General features: G+C 72.4%; 9 protein-coding genes, 1 tRNA gene and 1 pseudogene. 6 read left to right on the top strand and 5 right to left on the bottom strand.

The features are described from left to right. Window positions 1-258 precede the first annotated feature (258 nt). The 4 genes from A6A08_RS01580 to A6A08_RS01565 all read right to left on the bottom strand — a co-directional run bounded on the left by A6A08_RS01580 (window position 259) and on the right by A6A08_RS01565 (window position 5,221). Window positions 259-909, bottom strand: coding sequence for a pyridoxamine 5'-phosphate oxidase family protein (locus tag A6A08_RS01580; protein ID WP_073700678.1), 651 nt, complete (start codon window positions 907-909; stop codon window positions 259-261). A 129-nt stretch (window positions 910-1,038) separates the two neighbouring features. Further along, window positions 1,039-1,668, bottom strand: coding sequence for a globin domain-containing protein (locus A6A08_RS01575; protein WP_073700677.1), 630 nt, complete (start codon window positions 1,666-1,668; stop codon window positions 1,039-1,041). A gap of 618 nt (window positions 1,669-2,286) precedes the next feature. After that, the gene (locus A6A08_RS01570; protein ID WP_083608719.1) at window positions 2,287-3,585 is read right to left on the bottom strand and encodes an MFS transporter; all 1,299 of its coding nucleotides are present in this window, start codon (window positions 3,583-3,585) and stop codon (window positions 2,287-2,289) included. A gap of 244 nt (window positions 3,586-3,829) precedes the next feature. Continuing rightward, the gene (locus tag A6A08_RS01565; RefSeq protein ID WP_073700676.1) at window positions 3,830-5,221 is read right to left on the bottom strand and encodes an alpha/beta hydrolase domain-containing protein; all 1,392 of its coding nucleotides are present in this window, start codon (window positions 5,219-5,221) and stop codon (window positions 3,830-3,832) included. A 354-nt stretch (window positions 5,222-5,575) separates the two neighbouring features. Here A6A08_RS01565 and A6A08_RS01560 point away from each other — a divergent pair. Next, window positions 5,576-6,772 (top strand): annotated as a pseudogene (locus A6A08_RS01560) (MFS transporter); the annotation flags it as partial. 709 nt (window positions 6,773-7,481) lie between these two features. Here the strand turns inward: A6A08_RS01560 and A6A08_RS01555 are convergent. Further along, window positions 7,482-7,566 (bottom strand) — tRNA-Leu (locus A6A08_RS01555). A 145-nt stretch (window positions 7,567-7,711) separates the two neighbouring features. Between A6A08_RS01555 and A6A08_RS01550 the strand changes: the two genes are divergently transcribed. From A6A08_RS01550 to topA, 5 genes are all read left to right on the top strand, one after another. Next, window positions 7,712-9,034 (top strand): M20/M25/M40 family metallo-hydrolase, encoded by a 1,323-nt coding sequence (locus tag A6A08_RS01550; protein ID WP_073700675.1) that lies wholly within the window; start codon window positions 7,712-7,714, stop codon window positions 9,032-9,034. 230 nt (window positions 9,035-9,264) lie between these two features. Further along, the gene (locus tag A6A08_RS01545) at window positions 9,265-10,296 is read left to right on the top strand and encodes a hypothetical protein (RefSeq protein WP_073700674.1); all 1,032 of its coding nucleotides are present in this window, start codon (window positions 9,265-9,267) and stop codon (window positions 10,294-10,296) included. A gap of 163 nt (window positions 10,297-10,459) precedes the next feature. Then, window positions 10,460-11,239 (top strand): chaplin family protein, encoded by a 780-nt coding sequence (locus tag A6A08_RS28470; RefSeq protein ID WP_083608717.1) that lies wholly within the window; start codon window positions 10,460-10,462, stop codon window positions 11,237-11,239. Window positions 11,240-11,555: 316 nt separating this feature from the next. Next, window positions 11,556-12,695 carry a hypothetical protein gene (locus A6A08_RS01535; RefSeq protein ID WP_073700673.1) on the top strand — a complete coding sequence of 380 codons (1,140 nt, stop codon included), beginning with the start codon at window positions 11,556-11,558 and terminating at the stop codon, window positions 12,693-12,695. Between the two features lie 647 nt (window positions 12,696-13,342). Next, entirely contained in the window at window positions 13,343-16,165 is a 2,823-nt protein-coding gene (topA, locus tag A6A08_RS01530; protein WP_073700672.1) for a type I DNA topoisomerase, read from the top strand. The last annotated feature ends 210 nt before the right edge of the window (window positions 16,166-16,375 follow it).

Raw genomic sequence — 16,375 nt, 5'->3', positions numbered from 1 at the left:
GACACCGCGACCTCCGGTGGGAGGTGCACCCACAGGCGCCCAGGCCCGCTCCTGGCGTTGACCTCGGCCGACACGGCTTCCACGTCCGCGCACCACCCGCGTGTTCCTGCCCGGTCGCGTTCTGTCACACCCCGCCGCTACGCTCACCGGCATGCAGCTGCGGTACTCCTTCCGCGTGTACCCCGGCTCCGACCAACGGGGTGCGTTGGCCCGCCCGTCCGGGCGCGGGCCCCGCCGCTTCCTTCGCCGCCGCGGCGGTCAGCCCGGATAGGCGGGGGTGGAGGGGGCGCCCCAGTGCTTGGAGGTCTCCTTGGCGGCGAAGAAGTCGCCGCCCTTGCGCAGGGTGTCGTCGGTGCCCCAGGACTCGTCCCGGCCGACTTTGCGCAGGTGCGGGATGTGCTTGCGGCAGTGGATGTAGGCCTCCTCCACGTGCACCACGGTCCACATCAGCGCCCTCTGGCCGGGCACCTCGGGTGCGGGCAGGCCGGGGATGTGGCGACGCAGCTCCACGTCCTCCAGCAGGGTCGCGCGGCCGTTGACGTGCAGCCCGATGCGGTCGTGCGTGAAGTCCAGGAACATCAGCCCCACGTGCGGGTTCTCCAGGATGTTGCCCACGCTGGCGAACACGCCGTTGCCCCGGAACTCCGGGTAGGTCAGGGTGTGCTCGTCGATCACGTGGACGAAGCCGGGCGGGCCCGCGCGGAAGCTGGAGTCGCACTCACCTTTCTGGTCCGAGGTGGCGATGAACATCATCTCCTGGCGGGTGACGAACTCGCGCATGCGCGGATTCAGATGGTCGAGCATCTGGTCGCGGTAGAAACGGTCGGCGCGCTCGCTCGTACCGGTTATCTCCTGGACGCGGCGTTCACCCTCGCTGCCGGGTACGTGCCGTGGGGAGGTCTCGCGCATCACTGCCTCTCACAGGGACTGATAGGGCTGGTGGGGCTGGTGGGATCTGCGATGCCGCAGTCGTCCCGGGCGGGGGGACAGGCGGGGTGGGCGGTACCAGGTCGGTCCGCGAGGTGCGCGGAACGCGGATCAGCGGATCGGAGCGGAGGCGTCGGTCGCCTCAGGTGCCCTGGTCCGCCCGGCGGCCCGGGGGTCGAAGAGCCCGCCCTCGGAGGGCCGGGATCCGGAGGAGTGGGCCCCGGCGGGCCGTGACTCGGCGGGCCGCGACTCGGAGGGCGCGGCCGCGTGGCGGCTGCGCGTCACGGGCCTGCCCTCGTCGGCGTCGCGCGCGCCTTCGAGCATGTTGGCGGTGATCCACTCGTAGACCATCACCCAGGCCGAGCTCATGGAGGAGGACCAGGTCGGTGAGATCTCGCTGACCGCACGCACCAGGGCACGGCCCACGTAGGGGTAGTGCTCGGGTTCGACGGCGAGCTCGCGCCGGTGCTGGGCGCCCAGCTGCCGCAGGTAACCGGCCACCTCGTCGGGCTGGTCGAGGTAGTGGACGACCTCCAGCAGGGCGAAGGCCATGCGTTCCTTCTGCGTCTGCATGTTCTCGGGGAACATCGACCGCACCCCGGGCGCCATGGAGAACAGGTTCTGGTAGAAGCGCTCGGCCAGGCGGGTCGAACCGGGCGGTAAGGAGGAGCAGGAGCGCCGGACCGCGTCGATGACGGCTGGGGCGGGAAGCGGAACCTCTTTGATGGAACGGGGAGACAAGGAGCCTCCAATCGGGTTTGCGGGAGGAGAAGCACCACGAAGGCGCACACACCAAGACAGTGTTGCTACGGAGAGTGACCATTCTGGAAACGGCGGCACGTGCGCACCCGCCGGTTCCGGGCGGGGCCGACACGTGTCGGCCCGGCGTGCGCCGTGCCCGGACGGTACGCGCGGGTGCTCCTCAGGTCACCGCGGACACGGCGACCTCTCGGCGGTTCGGGGCGAGGGGAGCGGCCGTGCCGCCCCTCTGGCAGTGCCGAGGTTGGCGGGATCCCTCATCGCTGCCTCGTCCTCTTCTTCCGGATTCGGTGCCCGTCCACAGTTCGGACGGTTGCGAATGCCACGCGGGGAGCGGATGACGGTCGTTTCGCTGCTCGCATGACCCGACCCCCTGCCTTGCGTGTGCGTTGTGGCAATGTAACAGAAGTGTGGACATATTTGGACGTTACTAGCCGGTAGCGTGAGATCCGACAAGGTGAACAAAGGCCCCTGGCGTCACTTCCGTCCACTGTGTACCAGATGAGGCCGTGTGTCACCCGGGACCACCGCGATCGTCCCTCACTCCCGCGGTCTCCAGCGGGGGCGACCGGACCGCGGCGAAGCCCGGGAACGGCCCGGTCAGGGCCGCTCCGGGCAGCGTGGACCGGCTGGTCCGGTCGCGCGCAGGCGCGGGGGCACGGGCCGGCGGGCGAAGCACACCGCGACCGCCATCAGCGCGCAGAGCAGGGCCAGCCCCAGGACCCCGGGGCGGTAGGACCCCGCCCACCCGTGGGCCAGGGACAGCAGGATGGGGCCCACGGCGGTGGAGGCGACCGCGACGGACTGGGTCACCCCGCGCAGGGAGCCGAGGATGGCGGTGCCGAAGTAGAAGGGCAGCGCGGCGTTCTCCACCGCGCGGGCCCCGGAGGCCGCCGCGCCCAGCGCCATCCCGTAGAGGACCGCCCCCGGGCCCGGCGAGACCAGCGGCAGCAGGGCGAGCGCCAGCGCGTGCACGGCCATGGCCCCGCACATCAGGGCCTTGGGGGACATCCGGTCGGCGGCCGAGCCGAACAGCAGCGCCGAACCCAGCCCGGCGATGGTCTGGGGCAGGAAGTTGGCGGCGGCCTGCGTCGGGGTGAGTCCCTGTTCACCGAGCACGGCGATCTGGTGGAAGAACACGGCGGTGGACACCAGCCCGCTGCACGCCACCGCACCGGCCAGCGCCCAGAAGACGGAGGTGCGCACGATCGCCCTCAGCGGCCACTCCGGTCCGCCGGAGAGGTCCGGCTCCGCACGCGCGGGCTCTCCTGCCCGTCCGGACTCCTCAGGCTCCCCGGCCCCCCGGGTGACCCCGCGCAGGCCCCAGAACGCCAGGGGCAGCACGACCACCCAGATGAGCAGCGCCTCGGCGGCGAAGGTGTACCGCCAGCCCAGGACGGAGACCACCTGCTCGGCGATCAGCGGGAACAGCGAGATCCCCGCGCTCCCCGCCGAGGTGGTGAGTCCGAGCAGGGTGCCCCGGCCGCGGGTCACCGAGATCGCGACGGCGGTGCTGGCGATCAGCGACATGCCGCCCTGGCCCAGGGCGCGTACCCCGACGAAGCCGGCGGTCAGGCCCACCAGGCCCTGTACGCAGGCCAGCAGGACCAGGAAGCCGCCGAAACCCAGTGCCACGGAGGCCAGGACCCTTTGGATCCCGAACCTGTCCACGGCCCGCCCCAGCCAGGGCAGCGCGAGCGCGCCGCCGAGGGTGCCGACCATGTAGGAGAGGGAGACGGCCGAGCGGCTGACCTCCAGGTCGGTGATGACGTGGTCGACGAACACGGAGACACCGGCGGTCTGCCCCGGGCCGCTCAGTGCCAGGACCAGCGCGGACGCGACCACGACCCGGGCGGGGGAGACGACGGCGGTGCGGGCGGGACCCCCGGTCGGACTCACCGCGCACCTCCCGCGGGGGAGGGGGCGGGCACCGGCGCGTGGGGGCGGATCCTGTCGGTCATCGGACCTATTCTCCCCCTCCGCCCCCGGGCAGTGACGCCCGGCCCCGCCGACCGGTGCGACGGGTCGGAACACCACCCCCGAGGGTTGCCCGCCACCGCTCCCGCGGAGCGGTGACCGCCGGCGGCCGTCCCCGTCGGCCACCGGCCGGGGTCCCCGTCACGTACCGGGACCGTCGGAGGCGTCAGCGGCGCGCGGCCTCCAGCCTGGTCCGCAGGGAGTCGGCGCGGGTGACGTAGCCCTCGCGCACGTTCTCCTTCTCCACGCTGTTGACCGCCCACACGTACTGTCCGTGACTTCGGTAGCGCTCAGCCAGCTCGTCCTCGTCGAAGGGGACGTGCGAGCCGAACAGCACGCAGAAGTAGTCCTCCGGGGCCGCCGGGGCGTTGCCGCCGGTGTTCAGCGCCGTGGGCACCTCCACCTGGGAGAGCCGGATTCCCCCCTCGGCGAACCCGTCCTCGTCCCGGACGATCTCCCCCTGCCCGGTGCGCCTGATCGGCTCCGCGACCGGCGGCGGGGTCCCGTCCGCGGCCCACTCGCTGAGGTGGTCGTAGGAGGCGTTGAGCACGTGGTGCAGCGGCACGCGGCTGAACGGCGGCTCGACGCAGTCGTACTGCGGCTGCCGGCCGAAGTCGCGCACCTCGGTCTCCTTGCGCGCCTGCCTTCCCGCCCAGCCGGAGTGCGCGGTGCCCGCCACCTCCCAGCGGCGGAAGGTCTCGGTGTCCTCCGCGGGCCCGATCCACGCGACGTCGGTCTCCGAGAGCACCTGGAACACCGGCTCGGGGCGGTCGGCCTCGGGGGCCTGGCCCACGATGAAGCCGTAACCGTCGAAGACCGGCTCGATGTGGGGGAGGACCTCCTCGTAGTAGACCGTCATACGGCCCGCGGACTGCGACGCCCCGACGGCCAGGACCTGGTCGATCCCGATCCCGCCGGTGAGCTCGCCGGAGGAGCGCAGGGCCTGCGCGGCCTGGGAGAAGATGTCGTAGGAGAGCTGGTCGTCCGGGACGGTCCCGCCGTCCGTGACGTCCAGCCGGCCGTAGCGGGCGGGGCTCCACTCCGTCAGGTGGGAGACGCCGACGTTCTGGGCGGACACCCCCACCCAGGTGTAACCCGAGCGCATGATGTGCCTGGCGCTGGGTCCCCAGAGGGCGTCCAGGTCGTTGCCCGCGCTGACGTTCTGCCACTCGGCGAGCGCGGTGCCGTTGGAGTCGCGCGGGTCGGCGGGGCGTCGGACCAGCACCCGGGTCAGGTAGGGGTGCTCCGAGACGACCTCGCCGTCGGAGTAGCGGTTGGCGGTCCCGGAGATGAGGAACTCCTCCTCCACGTAGTCGTGGAGGTCGAGGTTCTCGGTCGTGGCGAAGAAGGGGTAGGTGTCCTCGACGTCGTCGGCGCCGGGGGCGCCGGGCACCCTTCCCGGAAGGGGGCCCTCCACCTCGGGGGCGGGGACCGGGAGCAGGGTGTCGTCGGCGGATGAGGCCAGTGCGGCGGGGGAGGCGAGTGCGGTACTGATCCCGAGCGCGGCGCTGATCCCGAGAGCGGTGACCGCGGTGAGGCGGTGTGCGTTCGTAGCCACTGCGGTGCCTTTCGTTCGTACCGACACGGACGGTCCGTCGTCGGTCACTGCCGGCCACGTGAAGGTATGCCGACGCGAACGCACCGGCAACGGGGGCAGGGACCTGCGGACACGGAACAGGTCGTTTCCCCGATGAGGGACGCGCACGGCCGGGGGCAGGCCGTCGGCGGCGATGGCCGCGTCGCTCCCCACCACGGCGTACGTCGGCCGGGCGCGTGTACGCGGTGTCCTCGGTGCCCGCCACCGCGGTCGCCGTGCGCCCGGTCTCCAGGTGCTCGCGGCCTCGCAGGAACAGGTCCTGGCCGCGTGCGGGGGCGTGCGGGGAACGGAGCCGTCCTTCCCTACGCTGGCGGGATGCTCGTGCGCAGTCGTTGGGTGGTCCTGTCCGTCGGCATGGTGGCGCAGGTGGCCAGTGTGTCGGCGATGTTCGGCGTGCCCGTCGTGCTGCCGCAACTGCGGGAGGCCTTCGGGGTCACGACGGCGCAGGCCGGGGTACTGGCCGGGCTGCCGTCGCTCGGACTGCTGCTCACGCTCCTGCTCTGGGGCCTGGTGATCGACCGGGCCGGGGAGCGGCCGACGATGGCGCTGAGCCTGGTCCTCACCGCGGGCGCGCTCGGCCTGCTCTGGGCGGTCTCGCACCTGTGGAGCGCCGCCGCGGTCCTGCTGCTGGTGGGAGCGGTCGGCGGCCCGGTCAACGCCGCGAGCGGACGGCTGGTGCTGTCGTGGTTCTCCGCGGGGGAGCGCGGCCTGGCCATGGGCATCCGGCAGTCGGCGCTTCCCCTGGGCGTGGGCGTCTCCGGCCTGGTGCTTCCCGGAGCGGCCGAGGCGTGGGGGTTCGTCGGGGCGATGACGGTCCCGGCGGTGCTCGCGCTCCTCGCGGTCCCGCTCGTACTGATGATGCCCGCGGCGCCGCCGGGAGGCGCGCCGGAGGCGACCCCGGGTCCGGGCGCGGCGGGGGACGCGGAGCGCGCGCCGGCCGCCCCGGCGGGATCGCCGTACCGCCACGGGGCCATCTGGCGGGTGCACGGTGTGAGCATGCTGCTCGGGGTCCCGCAGATCACCCTCATGACCTACGCGGTGATCTACCTGGTCCAGGAGCAGGGGTGGAGCGCGCCCGCCGCGGGCGCGGTCGTCGCGGCGGCACAGGTGCCCGGAGCCGCCGGGCGCCTGCTGCTCGGTGTCCGTTCGGACCGGACCGGGGACCGGATGCGGCCGGTGCGGTGGCTGGCGGTCGCCTCCGGGACCTGCCTGCTCCTGCTCACCGCGCTGCCGAACGCCTGGTCCTGGACGGCGGTGCCGATGGCCCTGCTCTGCCTCGTCCTGACGATGTGGCACAACGGCCTCACCTTCACCGCCGTCGCGGAGATCGCGGGGACCCCCTGGGCCGGGCGGGCCCTGGCCGTGCAGAACTGGCTCCAGGGCATCAGCACGACGCTGACCCCGGTGCTCATGGCGGGCGTGATCACCCTCGCGGGCCTGCCCGCCGTCTTCGCGGTGGCCGCGGTCTTCTCCGCCGCGGCCGTCGCGGTGGTACCGGCCGCGCACGGGCGCCCGCCCGCGCCGCGGACCCGTCGTCAGGGTGGGGGCTCTGTCCCCCCGCCATCCCCGGCACCCCGTCCGGCGGGGTCCCCCGAAGCGGTGAGAAGAGCATGCATGACGGTGAGAGTGCGGTTCGCCTGGTGGATGTGCGGCGTGTTCCTGTCACCCGGAACCGGCTTGTCCGTCTCCGGCCTCTGGCTCTGGGCGACCGGCGACGGTGCGAGGGGCGTGTCCGTCCTCGTCCCCGGCCTGGTCCTCCTGGCCTTCGGGATCCTCTACGTCCGCATGCCCTACTTCGTGCTCACCCCGGGGAGGCTGCGGGTGCCCTTCGTCCTCCACGGTGGCAGGGCGGAGACCGCCATCGGCCCGCGGGCGCGCCTGGACGCCGACGGTCCGCGGCTGACCATGACCGTCGGCCGCATGATGCCCACCTCCCTGCCGGTGTACCGGGTGATGGCGCGCAGGAAGGACTGGGAGGGCCTCCGGGAAAGGCTCGATCACCAGGAGCGGTCCGACACCTCCTGAGCGCGGGGAGCCCCGGAGGCGCTCGCGGCCGGGGCCCGTGGGAGGGCCCGGCCCGGCCCGACGGCGCCGTCGGGGACGGCGGACGAGGAGTCGGCGGCCACCGGCCGGACCTGACGCCGCCGCGGCCCGTGGCGGCGCACGGTCGGCACAACGAGAAGATCCCCAGGTCGTCGACCTGGGGATCTTCTCTCTTCGGTGTCCGAGGGGGGACTTGAACCCCCACAGCCTTAACGGCCACTAGCACCTCAAGCTAGCGCGTCTACCTATTCCGCCACCCGGACTGGGATGCGTCCGGCGCTCTCGCTTCGGACAGATCAACCATAGCAAAGGTCTGAGGTGGCCCGAACCAGGTTTTCCGCCGGGGAAGACCGTGGCAGGGTCGGATGGGACAGTAGGGCAAAAGGTGTGGCTGGACGGGAGCGTCAGATGGCAGAGCCAGACAGGGACCTGAGCGCGGCCGAGGTCGAGGTGGTCGACCTGTGCCGGGAGCTCATCGAGTTCGACACCTCCAACTACGGCGACCATTCGGGGCCCGGGGAGCGCAAGGCCGCCGAGTACGTGGCGGGCCGGCTCGACGAGGTCGGCGTCGAGTCGAGGATCTACGAGAAGCACCCGGGGCGCAGCAACGTCGTGGCGCGGATCGCGGGGGAGGACTCCAGCCGTCCCCCGCTGCTCATCCACGGCCACCTGGACGTCGTCCCCGCGGCGCCGGAGGACTGGACCCACCACCCCTTCGCGGGCGAGATCGCCGACGGCTGCGTGTGGGGCCGCGGCGCGGTCGACATGAAGAACATGAACGCGATGGTCCTGGCGATGCTGCGCCAGCGCCTGCGCGAGGGGCGCCGCCCCCCGCGCGACATCGTCCTGGCCTTCCTGGCCGACGAGGAGGCCGGAGGAACCTGGGGTGCCCAGTACCTGGTGAACGAGCACCCCGAGCTGTTCGCCGACTGCGACTCGGCGATCAGCGAGGTCGGCGGCTTCTCGTTCACGGCCGGGGACAACCGCCGCCTCTACCTGGTGGAGACCGCGGAGAAGGGCATCGCCTGGATGAAGCTGACCGCGCGCGGCACCGCCGGGCACGGTTCGATGGTCAACTCCGACAACGCCGTCACCGAGTTGGCGGCGGCCGTCGCAAGGCTCGGCGAGCACCGGTTCCCCGTGCAGCTCACCCCGACTGTGCGGACCTTCCTGGAGGAGATCTGCGAGGAGTTCGGCATCCCCTTCGACGAGAAGGACGTCGACGCCACGGTCGCCCGCCTGGGGCCCATCGCCCGCATGATCGGCGCCACCCTGCGCAACACCCTCAACCCCACCGTGCTGGGCGGCGGGTACAAGGCCAACGTCATCCCGGGCGAGGCCACCGCCCAGGTGGACGGCCGCTTCCTGCCGGGCACCGAGGACGAGTACTTCGCCGAGATCGACCGCCTGTTGGGCCCCAAGGTCAGCCGCGAGTTCATCCACCACCTGCCCGCGGTGGAGACCTCCTTCGACGGAGGCCTGGTCAGCGCCATGTCGGAGTCCCTGCTGGCCGAGGACCCGGGCGCCAAGGCGGTGCCCTACTGCCTCTCCGGCGGCACGGACGCCAAGAGCTTCTCCCGCCTCGGTGTACGCAACTACGGCTTCGCCCCCCTGCGGCTGCCCCCGGAGCTGGACTTCGCGGGCATGTTCCACGGGGTGGACGAGCGTGTCCCGGTCGACGGACTCCGGTTCGGCGTCCGCGTCCTCGACCGTTTCGTCGGGTTGAGCTGACCTCGGGCCGCTTTACGACGCCCTCCTGGTGAACCGCGCCGAGAACTTTCTCGGCGCGGTCGTCGATCTGACCCATGATCACCGTGCGTGATGCTACGGTTTCCTTGAGTTCGAGGGTGCCGTGGTCCTCCACCCGTCTGCGCGGGTGCGGGACAGCCCGGCACCGCCGTGCGACCGTGACGGAACCACCGCACGGGACCGTCCAGTGGCAGCGAAACGAGGGGGCATCCATGGTGCTCGCGGGCCGGGAGTGGCTGTTCAGCAGTCGCGCTGTCCGCGTGTCCCGGAGTGCCTGCACCCGACTGCTGCTCCTGTCCGGCATCGTCGCGGTCGCCTGGCTGGCCGGGGGGTTCGGTGTCGCCCACGGCGAGACCGCCCCCGAGCCCGACGGCCTGGTCGACCGTGTCCTGGAGGTCGGCGACAGCGCGGAGCGCGCGGGACAGACCGCGGCCCAGGAGATGCGCCAGGCGCGCCTCTCCGACACCACGGCCCGCGCCGCCTCCACCACCGAGTCGCTCACCGACACCGTCGTGCCCCAGGCCGCCGCGCTTCCCGCCAACGCCCTGCACGAGACCGGTGTCTCCTCGGCGCTCGACGAGACCAGGACCGGCACCGCCGCCAACAGGGTGGTCGCAGGCACCACCCGGACCGTCGACGGCACCGCCCGCGGCGCGGGCGACCTCGTCGGCGGCCTCGCCCGCAGGGGCCACGACGTCGTGGAGTCCACCGACGAGTCGCTGCGCGACAACCGTCTCGTGGACACGGTCACCGAGGGGCTGGCCGACTCCACGCGTGTGGTTCACGGCCGGATCGACGACGCCGTGAACACCGCGGCGCCGCTCGGCCTGCCGGTCCTCGGCTCCTCCGGCGAACTCACCGAGAACCCGGTCGGGGCCCCGGTCGAGCGCACCGCCGACACCGACGGCCGCGGGGAGGAGCGGGTCCGTACCGGTTCCGGTACGCCCGTCCACACGCCCGTGGACCCGGAGACGTGGCGCTCGGCCGCCGCCGGGGCCGTCGACCAGGACCCGGACGAGGACCTCGGGGAGCGCATCCGCCTCATCGCGGGCGGAGCGCACCACCCGGCCGGAACGGACGCCACCGGCGCCACCGCTCCGTCCTTCCCCGTGCCCGGTGCCGCCGGGTTCCTCATGGCCCGGGCCGACCACCTGGCTCCCCGGGCCCAGCGGGTCGCCCTTCCCGGCGACCCCACCCTGGTCGTCCGCGACGCCGCGGACGACCCCTCCTTCTCGCCTGACTAGCCGCGTCATCCGACCGCGGCCGGTCCGTGCGCACCTGCGCGCAGCCGCCCTGCCGAACCGGCGGGCGCGCCTTCTCCCGGCATCCTCCGGAGCATGAAGCTCTCCGTCCGCGGTCCACGAGCAGCTGAACGGCCTGAATTTCTCGCTGACCAAAGGACACGTGATGACCCACGCCACGCATGCCCGGATCGCCGCACTGGTGACCGCGGGACTCCTCGCCACCACCGGTGGCATCTCCTACGCCGACACGGTGACCAGCGGAAACGGTTCCCTCGGGGGCGGTAACCAGTTGGTCCTGGACGGCGACGTCCCCATCAACCTCTGCGGCAACGCCATCGCCGTGCTCGGCCTGGCCGGCGCCAACTGCACCGACGGCGACGCCGTGGTCAGCGAGCGCGGCCACGGAGACTCGGACGTCGCCACCTCCGGCAACGGTTCGGTCCTGGGCGGCAACCAGGCCGTCGTGGACGGCGACGTCCCCGTCAACGTCTGCGGCAACAGCGTCTCCGCCGTCGGGGCGGCCGGTGCCAACTGCACCGACGGCGACGCCGTGGTCGAGGACGAGCCGGACGACAGCTCCACCGACCACCCGAAGGACCCGGAGGAGCCCAAGGACCCCAAGGACCCGGAGGACCCCAAGGACCCGAAGGAGCCCAAGGACCCCAAGGACCCGGAGGAGCCCAAGGACCCCAAGGACCCGGAGGAGCCCAAGGACCCCAAGGACCCCAAGGAGCCCAAGGACCCGGGCTACGGGGAGACGCCGGAGGAGGAGACCCCCGGTGGTGAGACCCCCGGTGGCGGGGACGACGCGCCGGCTCCCGAGCTCGCCCTCACCGGAACCGACGGCGGCGCCCTGTCCGGGCTGCTCGCCGCCGCCGCCGCCGCGATCGCGGCCGGTGTCGGCCTGGTCCTCGCCGGCAGGCGCCGCCGCGCCCGCGCCTGAGATCGGCCTCCCGGGCCGTCCGCGGCCCGGGGGCTGACGCGAGTCCCGTAGCACCGGCCGAGGCCAAGTGCGCGGGGTTCACGTCAGCCGCCGCCCCAGGGCGGAGCTGACCGACGGGGTGCGCGCGTCCGTCCGCAGCCGGCGGATCGGGACCGCGGCGCACCCACCAGAACCGGCGACACGCACCGCCCAGGTGCGAGGCCGACCGGATGATCCCCGGCCTTGGCCGAGGGCCCGCACCCCAGCCAGGGGCGTGGAACGGCCTGTGGCCCAAGCACACACCTTCTCATCGAAACTCTCCGAAAGGACTTCCCACATGCGTAAGTGGGCCAGCACCTCAGTGAAGTCCGTGCTGCTGACAGCGGGCTTCGTCGCGCTGGGCAGCGGCGTGGCCTTCGCCGACAGCGACGTCGCGAGCAGCGGCAACGGTTCGGTCCTGGGCGGCAACCAGGCCGTCGTGAACGCCGACGTCCCGGTCAACGTCGCGGGCAACGCCGTCGGCGCCGTGCTCGGCACGGCCGGGGCCGGCAGCACCGGCAGCGGTGCCGCCGTGGTCCACCACGACCGCCACGGCCCGGACGTCGCCACCTCCGGCAACGGCTCCCTTCTGGGCGGCAACCAGCTGGTCGTGGACGCCGAGGTGCCGGTCAACGTGGCCGGCAACGCGGTCGGCGCGGTGGGAGGCGTCGCGGGAGCCGCGGCCACCGACACCGACGCCCTGGTGCACGAGGGCCACGGCCACCGCCACCACCACTCCGCGCCCGCCGAGTACACGGCCATGGACCTGGTGGACGAGGCCGTCAGCAACGCCAGCGTGCTGCCGGTGCCCGACACCTCCGGCGTGGACGCGGGCGTGCTGCACCAGTCGGCCCCCCGCGAGCACCAGTCCGCCGGGCACGGGCACCGGTCCATCGCCACCTCCGGCAACGGCTCGCTGCTGGGCGGCAACCAGGCCGTCGTGGACCTGGACGTTCCCGTGAACGTCGCGGGCAACGCGATCGGCGCCGTCGGCGGCATGGCCGGTGCGGCCTCGACCGACACCGGCGCCCTGGTCCTGGAGGAAGAGGAGGACATCGCCACCTCCGGAAACGGTTCCGCGGCCGGCGGCAACCAGCTGGTCGTGGACGGCGACGTTCCCGTCAACGTCACCGGCAACGCCATCGCCGCGGTCGCGGGCGTGGCCGGTGCCAGCAGCACCGATGACGGCGCCGCGGTCGTGCACCAGAGCGCCACCGAGCACCAGGCCGGCGTCCTGGACTCCGCGCCGCTCGTGAACGAGCTGCCCGAGGTCCCGGTCTCGGAGATGCTCCCCGTCAACTACGAGGTGAGCGAGAGCACCAGGCAGGCTGTCGAGCAGCACGCTCCGGAGCAGGCCGACAAGCTGCCCGAGTCCGCGCCGCTGGAGGTGGCCGACCCGGTCGGACAGGTCCTCGGTGCCGCGGGCGTGGGCCTGTAGCGACCGAACAGGGAACCGTGCCCCGCGGGTGACCGCGCGGCCCTGGAGGTGGCGGCGCCTCGTTCCGTGAGGAACGCGGTGGACTGCGAGGTGCCGAACACCACAGGGCGGCGGTGTCCCGGGGCGGGGGTTCCCGTACCGGCACTGCGAGTGCCGTGCGCGTCGACTGGACCGGACCGCTCGCCTTCCGTACTTCCCGTTCCGTGAGGAACGCGGTGGACTGCGGGGAGCGCGGAGGTGAGGGGCCACCGGCCCAGGACGTGAGCCGAGTCCTCCCGGGAATATCCGGGAGGACTCGCCGCATTCTGGGGGAAGTGACACCCGGCCGTAGCCAAATGTGATCGAAGTCACTTCCATGAGGTGTTGTCGGTGCTCGTCAGAGCCGGTGACAGCGAACCGGCGCGCGTTGCCGGGACGGCTCACGTACGCTACGGACCGGTACCGGTGCGGGAAGCGCTTATTCTGCGGATGCCGGTGGGTGTGAGCCGGGTGCCCACCCAAGGCGACGGGTTCCCCGCCCGAGGGAGAGGGGACGCCGTCCACCCACCGACGGGGGAGTGCCTGGAGTTTCGGTTACTGTCGGTTCCCACGGGACATCGACGGACCGCGGCCGGATAGACCACGAAGGCTAGACGTAGGGGAAGAGCGTGCCACCCACGAAGGGCAGCGCCGGCAAGAACGGCTCGAAGGACAGCGGACGGCAGGGGGCGGGTACCACCCTCGTCATCGTCGAGTCGCCAGCCAAGGCGAAGACCATCGCCGGTTATCTGGGGCGCGGCTACGTCGTGGAGTCCAGCATCGGCCACATCCGTGACATGCCCAACAAGGCCGCCGAGATCCCCGCCAAGTACAAGGGACAGGCCTGGGCGCGGCTCGGTGTGGACGTCGACGGCGACTTCGAGCCGCTCTACGTCGTCAACACCGACAAGAAGGCGCACGTCAAGAAGCTCAAGGACCTCGTGGCGGACGCCGACGAACTCCTCCTCGCCACGGATGAGGACCGCGAGGGCGAGGCGATCGCCTGGCACCTGCTGGAGGAGCTCAAGCCCAGGATCCCCGTCCGCCGCATGGTGTTCAACGAGATCACCAAGGACGCCATCCAGCGCGCGGCCCACAACACGCGCGACCTCAACACCCGCCTGGTCAGTGCCCAGGAGACCCGGCGCATCCTGGACCGCCTCTACGGCTACGAGGTCTCCCCCGTGCTGTGGAAGAAGGTCATGCCGAAGCTCTCGGCGGGCCGCGTGCAGTCCGTGGCCACCCGCCTGGTGGTCGAGCGCGAGCGCGAGCGCATGGCGTTCACCTCCGCCGAGTACTGGGACCTCAAGGCGTTCTTCGACGCCACCGAGGCCGGCGCGCCCGAGGGGTCCGTGGCCTTCCCCGCCACCCTGGTCTCGGTGGACGGCGCCCGCGTCGCCGTCGGCCGGGACTTCACCACGCAGGGCACGCTGCGCTCGGACCGCGACGTCCGCCAGCTGGACGAGGCCGCGGCCCGCGGTCTGGCCGAGCGCCTGACCGGTGCGGGGTTCTCGGTCCGCTCGGTGGAGCGCAAGCCCTACCGCCGCTCGCCCTACGCGCCGTTCCGCACCACCACCCTCCAGCAGGAGGCCTCCCGCAAGCTCGGCCTGTCCGCGAAGCAGACCATGCAGGTCGCCCAGCGGCTGTACGAGAACGGCTACATCACCTACATGCGTACCGACAGCACCACGCTGTCGGACAGCGCGGTCAACGCCGCCCGCTCCCAGGTGCGCAGCCTGTACGGCGGCGACTACCTGCCCGACAAGCCGCGGGTGTACGCCAAGAAGGTCAAGAACGCGCAGGAGGCGCACGAGGCGATCCGCCCGTCCGGCGACACCTTCCGCACCCCCTCCGCCACCGGCCTGTCCGGGCCGGAGCTCCGGCTCTACGAGCTGGTCTGGAAGCGCACCGTCGCCTCCCAGATGAAGGACGCGGTCGGCGAGTCCGTCACGGTGCGGATCGAGGGTACCTCCACCGACGGCGAGGTCGCGGAGTTCAGCGCGACCGGCAAGATCATCACCTTCCACGGCTTCCTCAAGGCCTACGTGGAGGGCTCCGACGACCCGGCCGCCGACCTGGACGACCGCGAGCGCCGCCTGCCCGCGATGTCCGAGGGCGACCCTCTCAAGGCGCAGAGCCTGGAGGCCGAGGGGCACAGCACCCGTCCGCCCGCGCGCTACACCGAGGCCAGCCTGGTCAAGGAGCTGGAGGAGCGGGAGATCGGCCGCCCCTCCACCTACGCCTCGATCATCGGCACCATCCTGGACCGCGGCTACGTGTTCAAGAAGGGCACGGCGCTCGTGCCGTCCTTCCTGGCCTTCGCCGTGGTACAGCTGCTGGAGCGGCACTTCGGCAACCTGGTGGACTACGCGTTCACCGCGCGCCTGGAGGGCGTGCTCGACGCCATCGCCCGGGGCGAGGCCGAGAGCCTGCCGTGGCTGCGCCGCTTCTACTTCGGCGGCGAGGACACCGAGGGGCACCAGGAGACCGGCCTGAAGGAGCTGGTGAGCGACCAGCTCTCCGACATCGACCCCAAGGAGATCAGCTCCCTGCCGCTGCCCGGCACCGACATCGTGCTGAGGGTGGGGCGCTACGGCCCCTACCTCGACCGGGACGGCGTGCGGGTGAACGTGCCCGAGGACCTGGCCCCGGACGAGCTGACCAAGGAGAAGGCCGAGGAGCTGTTCGCCCAGCCCAGCGGTGACCGCGAGCTGGGCACCGACCCCGGGACCGGGCGCATGATCGTGGCCAAGACCGGGCGTTTCGGCCCCTACGTCACCGAGGTGATCGAGGAGCCGGAGGAGGCCGCCGAGGGCGGGGCCAGGTCCAAGGCCAAGAAGGCCAAGCCCAAGCCGCGCACCAGCTCGCTGCTCAAGTCGATGAGCCTGGACACCGTCACCCTGGACGACGCGCTGCGCCTGCTGTCGCTGCCCCGCGTGGTCGGCCAGATCGACGGCGAGGACGTCACCGCGCAGAACGGCCGGTTCGGGCCCTACCTGAAGAAGGGCACCGACAGCCGCTCCCTGGAGACCGAGGAACAGATCTTCACGGTCACCCTGGAGCAGGCCAAGGAGCTGTTCGCCCAGCCCAAGCAGCGCGGTCGCCGTGCCGCCGCCCCGCCGCTGCGCGAGCTGGGCGAGGACCCGGCGTCGGGCGCCAAGATGGTGGTCAAGGACGGCCGGTTCGGCCCCTACGTCACCGACGGGGAGGTCAACGCCTCCCTGCGCAAGGGCGACGAGGTCGAGTCGATCACCGACGAGCGGGCCGCCGAGCTGCTGGCCGAGCGGCGGGCCAAGGCCCCCGCCAAGAAGAAGCCCGCGGCGAAGAAGCCGGCGGCGAAGAAGACCACCGCGAAGAAGCCCGCGGCGAAGAAGGCGACCACCACGAAGACGGCCGCCAAGAAGGCCCCGGCCAAGAAGACCGGTACGCCCAAGTCCTCCGGCCAGGAGTAGCCGGGCACGGCGGCCGGGTCCGCGGGTTCGCCGCCCGCCCCCTTCACGCGTAGGCTCACCCGGGTACGGCCCCGACGGGGCGTACCCGGGTGAGCGCCGCCTTCCCTCCTCACCCTGCGTGGGCGTGCTCCCACCCTGTTCGGAAGGCATCTTCCGTACTACGCTTGGTGGAACTGATGGGGATGCGGAAACGTGTGTGGCCCCAGAGGT

The sequence above is a fragment of the Nocardiopsis sp. TSRI0078 genome, from assembly GCF_001905145.1.
Classification (GTDB): Bacteria; Actinomycetota; Actinomycetes; order Streptosporangiales; family Streptosporangiaceae; genus Nocardiopsis.
The sequence above is the reverse complement of the archived record's forward strand: the minus strand, read 5'-3'. Positions and strand labels throughout refer to the sequence as shown.